At 71.8% G+C, this 16,103-nt stretch carries 13 protein-coding genes and 1 pseudogene; 12 read left to right on the top strand and 2 right to left on the bottom strand.

The annotated features are described in order from the left end of the window. Positions 1-147 precede the first annotated feature (147 nt). From O2W17_RS00070 to O2W17_RS00050, 5 genes are all read left to right on the top strand, one after another. Positions 148-1,167: a hydroxyacid dehydrogenase gene (locus O2W17_RS00070; protein WP_269190352.1), complete on the top strand. Its 1,020-nt coding sequence runs from the start codon at positions 148-150 to the stop codon at positions 1,165-1,167. 165 nt (positions 1,168-1,332) lie between these two features. Continuing rightward, positions 1,333-2,334: a tripartite tricarboxylate transporter substrate binding protein gene (locus O2W17_RS00065; RefSeq protein WP_269190351.1), complete on the top strand. Its 1,002-nt coding sequence runs from the start codon at positions 1,333-1,335 to the stop codon at positions 2,332-2,334. Further along, positions 2,331-2,918 carry a tripartite tricarboxylate transporter TctB family protein gene (locus O2W17_RS00060; protein ID WP_269190350.1) on the top strand — a complete coding sequence of 196 codons (588 nt, stop codon included), beginning with the start codon at positions 2,331-2,333 and terminating at the stop codon, positions 2,916-2,918. Before O2W17_RS00065 ends, O2W17_RS00060 begins: the two co-directional genes overlap by 4 nt. A gap of 16 nt (positions 2,919-2,934) precedes the next feature. Continuing rightward, on the top strand, positions 2,935-4,470 hold the full coding sequence (locus O2W17_RS00055; RefSeq protein ID WP_269190349.1) for a tripartite tricarboxylate transporter permease: 1,536 nt from the start codon (positions 2,935-2,937) through the stop codon (positions 4,468-4,470). Positions 4,471-4,611: 141 nt separating this feature from the next. Next, positions 4,612-6,108, top strand: a complete 1,497-nt coding sequence (locus tag O2W17_RS00050; protein ID WP_269190348.1) for a CoA-acylating methylmalonate-semialdehyde dehydrogenase — start codon at positions 4,612-4,614, stop codon at positions 6,106-6,108. A 168-nt stretch (positions 6,109-6,276) separates the two neighbouring features. Here the strand turns inward: O2W17_RS00050 and O2W17_RS00045 are convergent, their stop codons facing one another. After that, entirely contained in the window at positions 6,277-7,029 is a 753-nt protein-coding gene (locus O2W17_RS00045) for an HpcH/HpaI aldolase family protein (protein ID WP_269190347.1), read from the bottom strand. 375 nt (positions 7,030-7,404) lie between these two features. Here O2W17_RS00045 and O2W17_RS00040 point away from each other — a divergent pair, with 375 nt between their 5' ends. From O2W17_RS00040 to O2W17_RS00010, 7 genes are all read left to right on the top strand, one after another. Beyond that, positions 7,405-8,229 (top strand): hydroxypyruvate isomerase family protein, encoded by an 825-nt coding sequence (locus O2W17_RS00040; RefSeq protein ID WP_269190346.1) that lies wholly within the window; start codon positions 7,405-7,407, stop codon positions 8,227-8,229. Between the two features lie 28 nt (positions 8,230-8,257). Then, positions 8,258-9,142 (top strand): 2-hydroxy-3-oxopropionate reductase, encoded by an 885-nt coding sequence (locus tag O2W17_RS00035; RefSeq protein ID WP_269190345.1) that lies wholly within the window; start codon positions 8,258-8,260, stop codon positions 9,140-9,142. 156 nt (positions 9,143-9,298) lie between these two features. After that, a complete protein-coding gene (locus O2W17_RS00030; RefSeq protein ID WP_269190344.1) occupies positions 9,299-10,015 on the top strand; it encodes a GntR family transcriptional regulator in 717 nt (238 codons plus the stop codon). Between the two features lie 210 nt (positions 10,016-10,225). After that, positions 10,226-10,999 carry a ribonuclease activity regulator RraA gene (locus tag O2W17_RS00025; protein ID WP_269190343.1) on the top strand — a complete coding sequence of 258 codons (774 nt, stop codon included), beginning with the start codon at positions 10,226-10,228 and terminating at the stop codon, positions 10,997-10,999. A 97-nt stretch (positions 11,000-11,096) separates the two neighbouring features. Next, positions 11,097-12,173: an Ldh family oxidoreductase gene (locus O2W17_RS00020; RefSeq protein ID WP_269190342.1), complete on the top strand. Its 1,077-nt coding sequence runs from the start codon at positions 11,097-11,099 to the stop codon at positions 12,171-12,173. A 62-nt stretch (positions 12,174-12,235) separates the two neighbouring features. After that, on the top strand, positions 12,236-13,774 hold the full coding sequence (locus O2W17_RS00015) for a UxaA family hydrolase (protein WP_269190341.1): 1,539 nt from the start codon (positions 12,236-12,238) through the stop codon (positions 13,772-13,774). An 84-nt stretch (positions 13,775-13,858) separates the two neighbouring features. Next, on the top strand, positions 13,859-15,481 hold the full coding sequence (locus O2W17_RS00010; protein ID WP_269190340.1) for a thiamine pyrophosphate-dependent enzyme: 1,623 nt from the start codon (positions 13,859-13,861) through the stop codon (positions 15,479-15,481). Positions 15,482-15,890: 409 nt separating this feature from the next. Here O2W17_RS00010 and O2W17_RS00005 read toward each other — a convergent pair. Next, a pseudogene (locus tag O2W17_RS00005) lies at positions 15,891-16,103 on the bottom strand (L-2-hydroxyglutarate oxidase); the annotation flags it as partial.

The raw sequence follows: 16,103 nt of genomic DNA, 5'->3' as shown, positions 1-16,103 counted from the left end.
CAGGCCACATGTGACCCTTGTCCCACTTCGCCCTACGGTATACCGTGCACCACATGCCTCAGGTCAGCAGTGCGCAGCCGACCGCCTTCCGGTCGTCGCCGACGGCCCCCGCCCGTCCGCGGGCGCGTCGGCCCGGACGGCCGTAGCATGTCGGCTCCGCGGCCCGTGGTCTACGTGACCCAGCCCGTGCACCCGAAGGCGCTCCGTCTGCTCGAAGGCAGTGCCGACGTGGTTCTCGGCTACGGCGACGACCCGACACCACTCGATGACGTCCTGCCGGTCGTCGAAGGAATCCTGGTGCGGACCCGGGTCCTGAGCGGTGAGGAACTGCGGCGTGCTCCCCGGTTGCGCGTGGTGGCGCGCCACGGGGTGGGCGTGGACAACATCGCCGTCGCCGACGCGACGGCCCTGGGCATCCTGGTCGCCAACACCCCCGATGCCAACATGCAGTCGGTCGCCGAGCACGTCTTCGCCCTGCTGCTCGCGGTGAAGCGCAAGGTGGTCGCTGCCGACGCCGTCGTCCGAGGCGGCCGGTTCGAGATCCGCGACAGCCTGGTCGGGAGCGAGCTCGGCGGCCATCGGCTCGGAGTGATCGGCATGGGGCGCATCGGCACGCACGTGACACGCATCGCCGGCCAGGGGTTCGGCATGGACGTGCTCGGCTTCGACCCGCAGCTCAGCGCGGCGGAGATCCGGGAACGCGGGGCCGAGCCGGTGGCCCGGCTCGGCGACCTCCTCCGCACGTCCGATGCCGTCACCGTCCACGTGCCCCTGACCGCCGAGACCCGGGGCTTCATCGGAGCGGCGGAGCTGGCACAGCTGGGCCCGCACGCGGTTCTCGTCCACACAGCCCGGGGCGGTGTGGTCGACGAGGAGGCGCTCATCGACTGCCTCCGGCGGAACAGCATCGCCGGCGCGGGGGTGGACGTGTTCGAGAGCGAGCCGCCCGCTCCGGACTGCGGCTTCTTCGACCTGCCGAACGTCGTCATGACCCCGCACACCGCCGCGCACACCGGCGGTGCCCTGGAGCGGATGTCCGTCGGTGCCGCCGAGGCCGTCGTCGCGGTCCTCAGCGGTGGTCGCCCGGCCGCGGTGGTGAACCCGGCAGTGCTCGAGTCGGCACGGCAACGGGTCGTCGCCAGCCCGTCCGGCGGGCTGAGCCGGTGACGGCGCCCGGCGCATCCCGGCCCGCAGACCCCCGGCAGTCCTGGAGGGGGACGTGAGGAAGACGCAGTTGAGAAGGCCCTGCCCGCATCGCTCGACGGAGGAAACATGAACACGTACGGACATGGGCGCGTAACGAGCCCGAGCACGCACCGGCGCAGGTCTTTGGTGATCGCAGCGACGGCGAGCCTGACGCTCGCCGCCTGCGCGCAGGGCGGGAACGCCGACCCGGAGGCGGGTGGTGACGCCGCCGCCGCTGCTGCCGAGGAGTTCCCCACCAAGCCGATCGAGCTGGTCGTCCCCTACGCGGCCGGGGGGAGCAGCGACCTCCTGACCCGCGCGGTGGCACAGTGCCTCTCGGAGCAGGTCGACGAAGAGGTCCTCGTCGAGAACCGGCCGGGGGCGAACGGGGTCGTCGGCACGCAGTACGTGGTCAACGGGGAGCCGGACGGGCACCGTCTGGCGCTGGCGGCCAAGTCGATGTTCGCGGTCACTCCGATCTTCTTCCCGGAGGAGAGCCCGCTGACCCTCGACGACATGACGGTGGTGACCGGCGCCGTCCGGGAGCCGGCTGTGCTCGTGGCCAACGCCGACGGCCCGTACCAGACGGTGGAGGACCTCATGGCGGCCACGGCTAGCGGTCAGCCGGTCACCTTCGGCACCTCCGGGCTCGGCAGCACGACGTCGTTCGCGCTGACGCTGTTCTTCGAGGAGGCGGGCATCCCTGCGACGGAGGTGCCGTTCGAGGGCGGTGGGCCCGCACGGACGGCCCTGCTGGGTCAGCAGGTCGACTTCTCGGGCGCGCACCCGTCTGAGGTGGCCGAGCAGATCGAGGCCGGCGCGCTCACCCCGCTGGCGATCTTCGCCGAGGAGCGCAGCCCGCTGCTGCCCGAGGTGCCGACCGCGAAGGAAGTAGGGGTCGACGTCGTGATCGACCGCACCGCCTTCTACGTGGGCCCGCCCGGGATCCCGGAGGAGACGACGGCGCGGCTCCAGCAGCTGCTCGGTGACGCCATCGAGAGCGAAGAGTGCTCGTCGTTCATGGAGGACAACCTCATGGAGCCCTACGTCGTGGGCGGCGACGAGGTCAAGGAGGAGGTCGAGTCCGACCGCGCTCGGTTCGAGCAGCAGATCGAGGAGCTCGGGATCGACGTGGGCGGCGGGGCTTGAGTTCGGTACCTGAGTCCGCCGCGGCGCGGGGCGGGGCCTCGCCGGCCCCCGCCCCGCGCCAGGGCGCCGAGCACACCGCTTCGGAGTACGAGGACGAGGACCTCGGCGGGCCGCTGTCCCCGCTGCCCGACGAGGAGCCGGCCCTCCCGCGCTGGGTCGGGATCGTGACCGCCGCGGTTCCCCTGGCCCTCGGGATCGCGGGCGCCTTCGGCGCGGTCGACCTCGGCGTCGGCTCGATCAGCAACCCGGGGCCCGGGCTGTGGCCGCTCGTGCTCAGCGCCGCCATGGTCGTCGCCTCGGTGGCCCTGCTGGCTCTCGGGCACGGACTGCACGGCGCCGAGCGCTTCGGCCGGGGCTGGCGGATCACGGCCGTGGCCACCCTGAGCCTCATCGTGTTCACGTACCTCTTCGAGCCGCTCGGGTTCGAGATCACGACCCTCCTCCTGATGGCCTTCTGGCTGAAGATCATCGGGAAGGAGACGTGGCGGATGACGCTGACGATCGCGGTCGGCACCACCGTCGTCGTCTATCTCGTCTTCATCATGGGCCTGAGCGTCAACCTCCCACGCCTGCTCTTCTTCTGAGGGAACGGTAGCTACGGTGGATTTCCTGGACCCGATCCTCTTCGGATTCGGCGTCGTCCTCACCCCGACCAACCTCGTCTTCTGCCTTCTCGGCGTCACTCTCGGCATGGTCATCGGGGTGCTGCCGGGGCTGGGCCCGACGGCGACTATCGCGATCCTGCTGCCCGTCACGTACGCGATCCCCTCCGAGACGGCGATCATCATGCTCGCCGGCATCTACTACGGCGCCCAGTACGGCGGCACGATCACGTCGGTGCTCCTGTCCTTGCCGGGAGAAGCCTCGACCGTGGTCACGACCTTCGACGGCTACCAGATGGCGCGAACCGGCCGCGCGGGGAACGCGCTGGGCATCGCGGCGGTCGGCTCCTTCATCGGTGCCACGATCTCCATCGTCGCGATGACGTTCGTGGCGCCGGTGGTGGCCGGGTTCGCCCTCGACTTCGGCCCGCCGGAGTACACGGCGCTCGCTGTCCTCGGCATCCTGCTCGTCTCCACGCTCGGTACGGGAGCGCCGCTCAAGTGCGCCATCGCGGCCCTGCTGGGGCTCCTGCTGGCCACGGTCGGGCGGGACCCGATCGTGGGCGCGCAGCGGTTCACCTTCGACGTCCTCTACCTCACCGACGGCTTCGACTTCGTCCCCATCGTCATGGGCCTGTTCGGCCTGGGCGAGATCCTGTACCAGCTCGGTGCCCGCGCCGAGGCTGCCGTCGCCACCTCCGAGGTGGGCCGGGCCTGGATCAGCAAGCAGGACTTCCGGCAGTCCCGCGGCGCGATCGCCCGCGGCAGTGTCATCGGCTTCTTCCTGGGCATCCTGCCCGGCGGGGGAGCGACCCTCGCCTCCCTGGTCGCGTACGGGACGGAGAAGCGGCGGTCCAAGACGCCGGAACGGTTCGGCAAGGGGGCGATCGAGGGCGTCGCGGGGCCGGAGTCGGCGAACAACGCGGCGGCGACGTCGTCGTTCATCCCACTGCTGACGCTCGGCATCCCGGCGAACTCCACCATGGCGATCATCTTCGGTGCCCTGTTGTTGCAGGGCATCTCGCCGGGACCCCTGCTGATCACCAACAACCCCGAGGTCTTCTGGGGTGTCATCGACTCGATGTACATCGGCAACCTGTTCCTGCTCATCCTGAGCGTGCCGATGGTGGGCCTCTTCATCCGCATCGTCCGGGTCCGGGCCTCGATCCTCTCGCCCATCACGGTCGTCGTGATCATGCTGGGCGTCTACACGGTCAACACGAGCTTCTACGACATGCTCGTCGTGATCGGGTTCGGCATCCTCGGGTACCTCATGAAGAAGTACGGCTTCGAGCCCGGACCGCTCGTCCTCGCTTTCGTCCTGGGCGGACTGCTGGAGACGGCGTTCCGCCAGTCCCTGCGGATCTTCAACGGGGACCTGCTCGGCTTCGTCGAGCGGCCGATTTCCGGGACGCTGTTCGGTGCCGTCGTCCTCTTCGCCGTCGTGCTGCCGCTGATCCGCTACCTCCGGAAGGGCCGGAGCGCCAGGAAGGCCCGGGCCGAGGACGAGTCGAAGGCCGACGTAGGGGCCTGAGCGGCGGCGCCGCTCGATCGACCGGCTCGTGCGACAGGCACCGGTCGGCACGGCACCGCCAGGGCGGCCGAGGTCCCATGGCAGGCGCGGCCGGACGCCCGGCACCCATCAGGAAGGACACCCATCAGGAAGGATCAGCACATGGACAGCCACGTCAGTCACTGGGTCGACGGAGCGCCGTGGGCCGGTGCCGGCAGCGGCTCGGCCGAGGTCTACGACCCGGCCAGCGGCAGCGTCGCACGGACGGTGGCCCTGGCGTCCGAGAGCGACGTCCAGGTCGCGGTCGCCAGCGCTCGCCACGCGTCGGAGGCCTGGAGCCGGACCTCGCTGACCGCGCGGACGAGGGTGCTGTTCGCCTTCCGCCAGCTGCTGGAGGAACGCAAGCACGAGCTCGCCGCCATCATCACGGCCGAGCACGGCAAGGTGCTCTCGGATGCGCTCGGCGAGGTCACCCGCGGGCTCGAGGTGGTCGAGTTCGCATGCGGGATTCCACAGCTGCTCAAGGGTGGCTACTCCGAGGCGGTGTCCACCGGCGTCGACGTCCATTCCGTCCGCCAGCCGCTCGGGGTCGTGGGAGTCATCAGCCCGTTCAATTTCCCGGCGATGGTCCCGATGTGGTTCTTCCCGGTGGCGATCGCCGCCGGCAACGCCGTGATTCTGAAGCCGAGCGAGAAGGACCCGTCGGCCGCCATCTGGATCGCCCGGCTGTGGCAGGAAGCGGGGCTCCCGGACGGCGTGTTCACCGTTCTCCAGGGGGACAGGGTGGCCGTCGACGGTCTGCTGGACCACCCCGACGTCAGGGCCATCTCGTTCGTCGGATCGACCCCCGTCGCCCGCTACGTCTACGAGCGCGGGACCACGAACGGCAAACGGGTCCAGGCTCTCGGTGGTGCCAAGAACCACATGGTGGTGCTGCCGGATGCCGATCTGGACCTGGCCGCGGACGGAGCGGTGAACGCCGGCTTCGGCTCAGCCGGGGAGCGGTGCATGGCCATCTCGGTCGTCGTCGCCGTCGATCCGGTCGGGGACGAGCTCGTCGACCGGATCACCAAGCGGATCTCGTCCATCACGGTGGGGGACGGACGGTCGGCCGACAGCGACATGGGTCCGCTGGTGACCGGAGCGCACCGGGATCGGGTGGCGTCCTACGTCGACGGGGCGGAGCGGGACGGCGCACTCCTCGTGGTCGACGGCCGGGACGCCGTCGTCCCCGAGCAGCCGGACGGTTTCTGGCTGGGGCCGACACTCGTCGACCACGTGCGGCCGGAGATGACCGTCTACCGGGACGAGGTGTTCGGTCCCGTCCTGAGCGTGGTCCGCGTACCCACCTACGACGCCGCGCTCGAACTGGTCAACCGCAACCCTTACGGAAACGGAACGGCCATCTACACCAATGACGGCGGCGCCGCGCGCCGCTACCAGTCCGAGGTGGAGGTCGGCATGGTGGGCGTCAACGTGCCCATCCCGGTGCCGATGGCCTACTACTCGTTCGGGGGCTGGAAGTCTTCGTTGTTCGGCGACACCCACGCGCACGGTGCGGAGGGGGTGCACTTCTTCACCCGCGGCAAGGTCGTCACGTCGCGGTGGCCCGATCCCGAGCACGGCGGGCTGAATCTGGGGTTCCCGCGCAACGACTAGGCGTATCGACCAGCTCGCCCGGCGTTCCGGCCGCCCCCGTCCGCGGCCGGGACGCTGCACGTGACGGGCCGCCCGGATCGTGCAGGCGCCCGTGCCCTGCCCGGCTCGCCCCATCGGGGGACGCGGAGTCGGACAGGGCACGGAGGAGATGGCGGGGTGTGGCAGGGGTCAGCCGCGGAGTGCGGAGACGTTCGCGGCTGACTGGTCCACGATGATGTCGATGTCGCTGCTGACCGACACCATCTGGTAGCCCTCGGCGATCAGCGACTTCGCCAGGTCGAGGTCGAAGAGGTGGATGCCGGCGACCTTGCCCGAGGCCTTCGCGGCGGCCAGCACGGCCTGGTAGGCCTCACGCATCTGCGGATGCGTGGCCTGGCCGGTCAGGCCCATGTCGACCGAGAGGTCGAAAGGGCCGACGAAGAGGGCGTCGACACCGTCGACGGCGGCAAGCGCCTCGGCGTTCTTGAGCGCTTCCCGACTCTCGATCTGGATGGCGATGGTCGTCTCGTCGTTCGCCCGCGCCATGTACTCGACCGGCGGGTTCTTCCGGTAGTCGCTGTGCCCGCGGCGGAGGGCCGTGCCCCGCTGCCCCTGGGGGGCGTACTTGGCGTGCCGGACGATCTCCTCTGCCTGCTCCACCGTGTCCACCATGGGGACCAGCAGGCCGGCCGCGCCGGCGTCCAGGGGCTTGAGCACCGTCTCCCGGCGGATCTCGGGGATGCGCACGACCGGCTGGATGCCGGCGCCGCGGGCGGTCCCGATCATGGCTGCCATGTCGGACCAGTCGAAGGGGCCGTGCTCCATGTCCAGGATGAGGTAGTCCATCCCGGCGGAGGACAGCATGGTGGCCGCAGCGGGATTGCTCACCCCGGACAGCATCATCCCGAGGGCCACGCCGTCGTTCTCGAACAGCTGTTTCATGGACACGAATCCTCCTGTCGACGTCGGCGCCCCAGCGTCAGACGTGCGCAGGGTCCGGCGTTCGGTGAATCGAACGTGAGTGGTGCACCGGGCCTCGGAGCCCCGCTGCCGCGGACGTCGCCGCGGCCCTGGTGTACCGGGGGCCGGCGTTCCGGGGACGGCGGAGTCATGTGGGCTCGATCCCTCCGCGGGCGGCCCCCGTCACCCCTGCCTTTCCGGGCTTGCATGCCGTACGGTATACCAAGCGCCAGTGCCGGACAAGCGATCCGTGTGGTGCCCCGGGGGCACGCCGGCGTGCCCACGGGGCACCGGTCCGGGCGCTCCATGCAGTTCTCACCGCGGCGGGACCGCCGCGACCGGACGAAGGAGAGATCTGTGGCCGGTGGCCGCCTTCCGTACGCCGTCAACCTCTCGTTGCTCTTTACGGAGCTCCCGCTCCTGGAACGGCCCGCCGCTGCCCGCGAAGCCGGCTTCACGGCTGCGGAGTTCTGGTGGCCCTTCGCCGAGGCGGTGCCGTCGGACGACGCGGTCGACGCGTTCGTCGGTGCCCTCCGGGATGCCGGGGTGCAGCTGATCGGCCTCAACTTCTTCGCCGGGGACATGGCTGCCGGGGACCGCGGGCTGGTGTCCGTCCCGAACCGCCGGTCGGAGTTCCGGGACAACGTCGACGTGGTGGTCGGGATCGGTGACCGGCTGGGCTGCCGCGCCTTCAACGCGCTGTACGGCAACCGCAACCACGATGCGGACCCGTCGGCCCAGGACGAGGTGGCTCTGGAGAACCTGGCCATCGCCGGTCGCGCCGCAGGCGCTCTGGGCGGCACCGTCCTGGTCGAACCGGTGAGCGGGGCACCGGACTACCCGCTGCTCACCGCTGCTGACGCGGTCGCAGTGATGGACCGGGTGGCGGCCGGCACCGGCGTCACGAACCTCGGCCTGCTCTGCGACCTGTACCACCTCACGGTCAACGGCGACGACGTCGCCCAGGTGATAAGCAGCTGCGCCGACCGCATCGCGCACGTCCAGATCGCCGACGCGCCGGGCCGGCACGAGCCGGGGACCGGGGCGATCGACCTGGACGGGCACCTCGAGCAGCTCGCCTCGGCCGGCTACTCGGGCTGGGTGGCGCTGGAGTACAAGCCGAGCACGACCACCGCGGAGAGCCTCGGCTGGCTGCCCCGCGACCGACGCGCCGGCGCCTGACCCCCGACCGCTCCACGAGAGGAAGATCGTGACCAGGATCGCATTCATCGGGCTCGGCATCATGGGCGGCCCGATGGCCGCCAATCTCGTCGAGGCCGGGCACGACGTCATCGGCTTCAACCGCAGCCGCGCGAAGGTCGATGCCCTGGTGGACCGGGGTGGGCGTGCCGCCGCCAGTGTCCAGGAGGCCGTGCGGGAGGCAGACGTGGTGATCACCATGCTCCCCGACTCGCCGGACGTGGAGAGGGTCGTGCTGGGGGAGGACGGCGTCCTGGCGGCCGCGCGTCCCGGAACCCTCGTCGTCGACGCGAGCACCATCCGTCCTGATGTCTCGGTGCGCATCGCCGAGGCGGCCCGCGCCAAGGACGTCGGCGCCCTGGACGCGCCCGTCTCCGGTGGCGAGCCCGCCGCGATCGAGGGCGCCCTGTCGATCATGGTCGGTGGCGAGAGCGCCGACGTGGAGACGGCCAGACCCGTTCTGGAGGCCGTCGGCTCCACCGTCGTCCACGTGGGTCCCGCCGGATCCGGCCAGATCGTGAAGGCCGCCAACCAGCTCATCGTCGCCGGCACGATCCAGCTCGTGGCAGAGGCGATCGTCTTCCTCGAGGCCCACGGCGTGGACGCCGAGCAGGCGGTGAAGGTGCTGGCCGGGGGGTTGGCCGGCAACCGCATCCTCGACCGGAAGAGCGCCGGCATGCTCGGGCGTGAGTTCACCCCGGGGTTCCGCGTGGATCTGCACCACAAGGACCTGGGCATCGTCACGTCGGCGGCCCGGGAGGTCGGCGTCGCCATCCCGCTCGGTGCGCTCGCGGCCCAGCTGATGGGAGCGCTGCGCGCCCAGGGGCGCGGCGGGCTCGACCACTCCGCCCTGCTGCTGCTGGTCGAGCAGCTGTCCGGCCGGGCCCGGAGCTGACCCCCGTGCCCGCCGTGGTCGGTCCTGCCAGGGTCGCCCGCGGCGGGCGCGGCGCCGACTGCTCGCACGTGGGTGACCGCCCGCGCCGCACCCTTCCTTGGGGTGGGCCCGCAGGGACGTAACGTTCCCGTAACGGGAGGCTGGTGGTATACCAGGATGGTGACGCAGACAGAGCCGGTCGGCTCGGTGGTCGACGGTTCGCTGAGCCCGCTGCCGGCAGCGACGACCCGATCCGACACGGTGGCCGACTCCATCCGACGCGCCATCCTCTCCGGCCGCCTGCGGCCGGGCGAGGTGCTCGTCGAACGCCGGCTCGCGGAGGCGCTCGGCGTCTCCAAGACCCCGGTGCGCGAAGCGCTGATCGCGCTGACCTCGTCCGGGTTGGTGACGATCGCGCGCAACCGCGGGGTCACGGTGCGGCGCCTCGAGAAGGAGGATCTCGAACGCGTCCGGCAGATGAGGCTCCTCCTGGAGCCGTGGACCACCGCCTGTGCCGCCGAGCGGTCCGGTGAGTACGTCCCGCAGGCGCGCCTGGCGCTGGACGAGGCGCGCGAGCGGCTCACCGACGGCGACCACGTCGGGCTGAGCCTGGCCAACCGCCGGTTCCACCGCAGCCTCTACCGCGAGTGCGGGAACGAGTTGATCATCGCGGCCCTCGACGGGCTCCAGGACCTGACCGCCCTCGGAGCCGTCAGCCTCCTCTGGGCCGCGACCCCCAGTTGGGCCGACGAGTACACCCAGCACCAGCAGATCCTCGAAGCCGTGGAAGCCGGGCGCGCCGAGGAGGCGCGGGAGCTGATGCTCCGGCACATCACCCAGGCGGCGACGCCCGAGACGGGCGGCGACGGGAGGGCCTGCGCCATCCACGGCTAGACCCCCGCCACGGGTGGGCGCCCCGGCGAAGCGGCTGGTGCAGGCCGTGCGGCGTGCCGGCCGAGCGGTCGGTCGTGCTGGACGGTGGCCGGCCGCCGGATGCCACCGGGGCGGTGGAACGGAACGGAGGCCTGCGGGCTCTTCTCGGTTCGGCACTGCGCTGGTATATTGGTATACCAAGCACGCCGAGCCCTTCCGGAGGCGATCCGCATGGCCCTCTCACCGGCTCCTGTTCCCGAGCAGTCGGAGCAGGTCCCCGACGCCGTCCTCGACGTCCTCCGGGAGGTCAGCACAGCGACGCTGACCACCCAGTTGATGGCCCGTGGCCTGCGGAACACGTTCCTGGGCGGACCGCGGCCGCTCCGGCCGGGCGGGCCCCGGATGGTGGGCCCGGCGTTCACCCTCAGGTACATCCCGGCACGCGAGGACATCGACGTGCTGGCGGTCTTCCAGGACTACGACCACCCGCAGCGCCTGGCCGTGGAGTCCGTTCCGCGCGGCGCCGTCCTGGTGATCGACTCACGCGGGCAGACGCGCGCCGCCTCGCTGGGGGAGATCCTGGCCACCCGCCTCTTCCGTCGCGGAGTCGCGGGGGTCGTGACGGACGGGTCGGTGCGGGATGCGGCGGGCATCGCCGCCGTCGACATGCCGACCTTCGCCGCCGGTGCCTCCCCGACGACGAACCTGGTCCAGCACCATGCCGTCGACCTGCAGGTTCCCATCGGCTGCGGCGAGGTCGCCGTCTATCCGGGCGACATCATGGTGGGTGACGACGACGGCGTGGTGTGCCTGCCGCGTTCCCTCGCCGCCGAGGTGGCCGAGGCCGCGGCCGAGCAGGAACGCCTGGAGGAGTTCGTCCTGTCCCGGGTCGACGGGGGCGCGCCCCTGCGGGGCACCTACCCACCGGACGAGAGCACACGGGCGGACTACCAGCGGTGGGTGGCCGGCCGATCGGGCCCGGCGAGGACCGGCGCAGGTCGTTGACCGCCGGCTGGGTGGGCCGACCGCCCGCCCGGTGACAGGCGCAGCGCGGCAGGGCGTTCACGCTCGCTGCCGAACCGGACCAGGACAGGAGACCTCCATGAACGTGCCGGCCGAGCAGGTCCGGAAGCAGATCCTCGGCGTGCTCGACGCGTGGGGGATGGACCCCGAGCTCGCCCGTACGACCGCTGACGTCATGGTGGACACCGACCTGGCGGGTATCGACTCGCACGGGCTGTCCATGCTGATGTACTACGAAGGCATCCGGGACAGGGGCGAGCTCAGGCTCGACGTCCGTCCGGTCGTGGTCCGGGAGCACGGGGCGACGGCTCTCATCGACGCGCGCGGGGGCCTCGGGCATCCCGCCGGTGTCATGGGCATGGAGCTGGCGGCGGACAAGGCTGCCGCTTCCGGCGTCGGTGTGGTGACGGTGTTCAACTCCCACCACTTCGGAGCCACCGGGTACTACGCCTCCGTGGCCGCTGGGCGCGGGCTGATCGGCCTGGTGACCACCTCCGGCAGGACGGTGGCGGTGCTGCCCACCCGTGGCGCGGTACCCAGGCTGTCCACCAACCCGATCGCGTTCGCGGCGCCGGCCGGCCGCAACCGTCCGTTCGTGCTGGACATGTCGACCAGCACGGTCGCCGCCAACAAGGTGAAGGTCTACGACTTCCACGGCAAGCCGTTGCCGGAAGGCTGGGTGCTGGACGAGAAGGGCACGCCGGTCCGGGACGCCGCGGTGGCCATGCAGCACATCTTCGACCGTCCGGACGGGGGGCTGACCGCTCTGGGCGGCACCCCGGAGATGTCCAGCCACAAGGGTTACGGCCTGAGCGTCATGGTCCAGATCCTCTCGGCCACCCTGTCCGGCGGCGCCTTCGCGCCCATCCGGGAGGAGCGGCCGGGCGATCCCGACAACATCGGCCACTTCTTCCTGGCGATCGATCCGAAGGCGTTCCGTCCGCCCGGCGAGTTCGAGGCGGACCTCGATGCCGCCATCGACGTCCTGCACGCGACGCCGCCGGTGGACCCGGCGCTGCCCGTGCTCGTGCCGGGCGACCCCGAGGCGGCGTCACGGGAGCAGCGCTCACGCGACGGCATCCCGGTGCCGCAGACGCTGAAGCACAAGATCCGCGCCGTCTGCGAGCGTGCGGGCGCCGAGTACCTGCTCAGCTGAGACGGCGGACGTCAGCCCGTCGACCGGCGGGGCGACCGGCACCACACGGAGAAGAGATTGCTGTGACGACGACGAACGCGCACACCCCCTCGGGCGCTGCCTCCGACCGGTTGCACCCGGGTCTCCTGATCCTCAGCCCGGCGGACAACGTCGGGGTGGCGATCGGCGACGTCGACTCGCCGACCGGCCCGGTTCCCCGTGGACACAAGGTGGCGACCCGCGCCGTGCGGTCCGGTGAACCGGTCCTCAAGTACGGGCAGGTCATCGGGTTCGCCTCCATCGACATCGCGCCGGGTGACCACGTCCACTCGCACAACCTGCGCTTCGGCCACTTCTCCCGGGAGGGCGGCGTCGACGAGGGGCTCGTGGCGGCGGACGTCCTGCCCGTGGCGCAGCAGGCGACCTTCGAGGGGTACGTGCGTTCCGACGGTCGGGTCGGGACCCGCAACTACCTGGGGATCCTCACGTCGGTGAACTGCTCGGCCACCGCGGCGCGGCAGATCGCCGAGCGCTTCCGGTACTCGGGGCTCCTCGAGCAATTCCCGAACATCGACGGCGTCGTCCCGCTCGCGCACGGGACCGGATGCGGGATCGGCGACCCCGAGACACTCGCCGTGCTCCGCCGCACCATGGCCGGCTACCTGATGCACCCGAACTTCGGCGGCTTCCTCGTGCTGGGCCTCGGCTGCGAGCACAACCAGATCGCGGAGCTGACGAGGAACGTCCCCGTGCGCCCCGACCTGCCGATCGTCGCGACGACGATCCAGGAACTCGGCGGCACCAGGCGGACCGTGGAAGCGGGCGTGGCCACGCTGACAAGCATGCTCCCCGAGGTGGACAAGGCCCGCCGTTCCACGGTGCCCGCCAGCGAGCTCGTCCTCGGCACCAACTGCGGTGGCTCGGACGCCTACTCCGGGATCACGGCCAACCCGGCCGTCGGGTCCGCTGTCGACCGGCTGGTCCGCAACGGTGGGACGGGCGTCGTCGCCGAGACGCCGGAGGTCTACGGCGCCGAGCACCTGCTCACCCGCCGGGCGGTGGCCCCGGCCGTCGCCGAGAAGCTCCTCGCGCGCATCGGCTGGTGGGAGGAGTACCTCGCGAAGTCCGGGGGCACGCTGGACAACAACCCGACCCCGGGCAACAAGGCCGGCGGGCTGACGACGATCCTCGAGAAGTCGCTCGGCACCATCTCCAAGGGCGGGACCACGCCGCTGGCCGACGTCGTCGACTACGCCGAGCAGGTCACCAGCAAGGGCTTCGTGTTCATGGACACCCCCGGCTACGACCCCGTCTCCGTCACCGGCATCGTCGCCGGTGGTGCCCAGGTCATGGTCTTCACGACCGGTCGCGGCTCGGCCTTCGGCTGCAAGCCGGTGCCCAGCATCAAGGTCGCCACCAACAGCGAGCTGTACCGGCGCATGACCGACGACATGGACGTCAACGCCGGCGCCATCGTCGACGGCGACCGCTCCCTCGACGAGGTGGGGCAGGAAATCTTCGACCTGGTGCTGGAGACGGCGTCCGGCAGGGCCACCAAGAGCGAGGACCTCGGCTACGGCGACGAGGAGTTCGTGCCCTGGCGGGTCGGCGCGGTCATCTGAGTCCACCGGGCGACCACCCCGGAGCCGGCGGTCGCCCGTCGGTCGAGACGGCCGGCCCCCCCACCCCACGAGAGAGGAACGTCCATGGGCACCACCGTCGCCCAAGCCGTCGTGCGACTCCTGGTCCGCAGCCAGGTCCGACGCGCGTACACCGTCCCGGGGGAGTCGTTCCTGGGCCTGCTCGACGCACTGGAGGCCGAGCCGTCCACCACCCTCGTCTCCACCCGGCACGAGGGCGGCGCGTCCTTCATGGCCGAGGCCGACGGCAAGTTCTGCGGCGTTCCCGCCGTGGTGCTCGGCAGCCGCGGCCCCGGCGCGGCGAACCTGTCCATCGGCGTGCACACGGCCTTCCAGGACGAGACCCCGATGCTGGTCCTGCTCGGTCAGGTCGAGTCGGGCGACCTGGGGCGGGAGAGCTTCCAGGAGGTCGATCTGGCCGCCTTCTTCGCACCGCTGGCGAAGTGGTCGCGGGAGGCAGCCACGGCCGCCGAGGTCCCCGCACTGGTCGCCGAGGCGCTGGGGGTGGCGACGACGGGCCGGCGCGGCCCGGCCGTGCTGTCCGTGCCGGGCGACTTCTGGGCGCAGCCCTACGACAACGAGCTTCCGCCGGCCAGTACGCCTCCCGGACAGGACGACGCGGCAGCCGTCGCACGTGCGATCGCCGACGCGCTGGACACCGCCGCCGCGCCGGTCGTCATCGCCGGCCACGGCGCCCGACCGGCGCGCGCCGAGCTCGTGGCGACCGCCGAGCGGCTGGGCCTGGCCGTGTACACGGCGTTCCGTCGGCAGGACGCGTTCCCGGAGGACCATCCGCAGTACGCCGGCCACCTCGGGATGGGCCTGACCGCGGAGGTCCTCAGCGCGCTGGAGCAGGCCGATCTGGTGCTGGTCCTGGGCACCCGGCTCGACGAGACCACCTCGCAGAGCTACCGCTTCCCGCTGCCGGGGCAGCGGCTGATCATGGCGGGCAGCGGTGTGCGGGCCCCCGACCGCGACGGCCCGACGCAGGCCTTCGACGTCGGCGTCCGTTCGCTGCTGCAGCACCTGTCCGGTCTCGCGGCGCCCGCCTCACGGGACTGGTCGCACGCGCGAGCCGCGGTCGACCGGTTCACCACGCCGGGCGACCGGCCGGCCTCCGACCGGGTGCACCCCACCGACGTTGTCACGACGCTGCGGCGGCTGGTACCCGCCGGCACGGTGGTGACCAACGACGCGGGCAACTTCGCCGGCTTCGTGCACCGCTACTGGCGTTTCACCGACCCGGACACCCAGTTGGCCCCGGCCAACGGGGCGATGGGGTACGCCGTGCCCGCCGCCGTGGCGGCGAAGATGGCCGCGCCGGACACCACCGTGGTGGCCACGGTGGGGGACGGCGGGGTGCTGATGACCGGCCAGGAGGTGGAAACCGCGGTCCGGCACGGTGCCGGCATCGTGGTCGTCGTCTTCCAGAACGGCCTGTACGGAACGATCGCGATGCACCAGGCCAAGGTCCACGGGCGGCTCGCCGGGGTGACCATCGGGCCGCTCGACCTGGCAGGCTGGGCGCGTGGGCTAGGTGCCGAAGGGCTGACCGTCGACCGGCCGGAGGACCTCGAGCCCACCCTCGCCCTCGCGCTCGCCTGTGACCGTCCGTGCGTGGTCGACGTGCGCACCGATCCTGATGTCATCACCGCTGACTCCCGGTTGGGCGCGTTGCTCGGCCGATGAGCGGCCGGCGGGTCCCTCGGAGCTCCCGCACCGCCGCCGGCGCCTGCGCCGCGTGGGCGGAGGCCCGGCCCGGGCCGTCACCCGGCCCGCCTCGGTGTCCTGCCCGCTTCCTCGTGGGTGCGCTGGCGGTCCCGGTCCGCGCCGACCTCGGGGGGTCCGGCTGGCTCGCCGACAGGCATTGCGCCCGCAGCCGTTACGTCGTCATCGCCGACCTGCTGGTCTCGGGGGCGGTCGGCTACGCGCTCCTGACCCCGGGCACCCCCCGTTCCACTTCGCCGTCATCCGCGACAACCGGTCCGCGGCCGCAGGCCCACCGGCGCCTGCCGGCCCAGGACGGTCTGATTTCCTGAGAGCCGGCCGGACCCGCCGATCAGGCCGTCGGGCGGCGCGGTCCGCGTCGCCCGCTCCGTCACCCCGGCCGGCGGTCGAGGAGGGCGCCCACGATGTGCTCGGCGATCGCCAGCGACGAGGTGGCGGCCGGCGAGGGGGCGTTGCGGACGGCGACCACCGCGCCGTTCTGGGTGATGCGGAAGTCGTCGACCAGGCTGCCGTCGGCCTCCAGCGCCTGCGCCCGGATCCCCGCGGCGACCGGGACGAGGTCCGCGGCGGTCAGCTCGGGCAC

Source organism: Blastococcus sp. VKM Ac-2987 (genome assembly GCF_026967805.1).
In the GTDB taxonomy this organism is placed as follows: Bacteria; Actinomycetota; Actinomycetes; order Mycobacteriales; family Geodermatophilaceae; genus Blastococcus.
This window is presented reverse-complemented; position numbering and strand designations above follow the sequence as displayed.

Excerpts from the sequence above, each read along its gene's own strand:
- O2W17_RS00025 (WP_269190343.1), top strand. The coding sequence starts at position 10,226 with ATGGCCCTCTCACCGGCTCCTGTTCCCGAGCAGTCGGAGCAGGTCCCC.
- O2W17_RS00070 (WP_269190352.1), top strand. The coding sequence starts at position 148 with ATGTCGGCTCCGCGGCCCGTGGTCTACGTGACCCAGCCCGTGCACCCG.
- O2W17_RS00050 (WP_269190348.1), top strand. The coding sequence starts at position 4,612 with ATGGACAGCCACGTCAGTCACTGGGTCGACGGAGCGCCGTGGGCCGGT.
- O2W17_RS00010 (WP_269190340.1), top strand. The coding sequence starts at position 13,859 with ATGGGCACCACCGTCGCCCAAGCCGTCGTGCGACTCCTGGTCCGCAGC.
- O2W17_RS00020 (WP_269190342.1), top strand. The coding sequence starts at position 11,097 with ATGAACGTGCCGGCCGAGCAGGTCCGGAAGCAGATCCTCGGCGTGCTC.
- O2W17_RS00045 (WP_269190347.1), bottom strand. The coding sequence starts at position 7,029 with ATGAAACAGCTGTTCGAGAACGACGGCGTGGCCCTCGGGATGATGCTG.
- O2W17_RS00030 (WP_269190344.1), top strand. The coding sequence starts at position 9,299 with ATGGTGACGCAGACAGAGCCGGTCGGCTCGGTGGTCGACGGTTCGCTG.